Source organism: Pontimicrobium sp. MEBiC01747, from assembly GCF_053601635.1.
The window spans coordinates 1-209 of record NZ_JBSHNS010000363.1 but is presented as its reverse complement, the minus strand read 5'-3'; the positions used below and the strand labels follow the sequence as shown (position 1 = coordinate 209).

Below are 209 nucleotides of genomic sequence, written 5' to 3'. Positions count from 1 at the left end.
TTATTTTCTTCAATAATCTCACTATCTAAATCTCCATCCCCATCAATATCTGTATCAAAAACACCATCATTATTGGTGTCCTCTGCGATATCTATAATACCATCTCCATCAATATCACCATAACTTAGCCTAATGTTACCTAAATGGTCTTTGTATTGGTAGATATACTCAAAGCCACCAGTATTATCTGGTTGTATATAGCCTTCAGG

The 209-nt window shown here is 34.4% G+C and carries 1 protein-coding gene; it reads right to left on the bottom strand.

All coding sequences use genetic code 11. The features are described from left to right. On the bottom strand, positions 1-209 hold a 209-nt coding region (locus tag ACVC2P_RS11870; RefSeq protein ID WP_452598686.1), incomplete at both ends, for a hypothetical protein.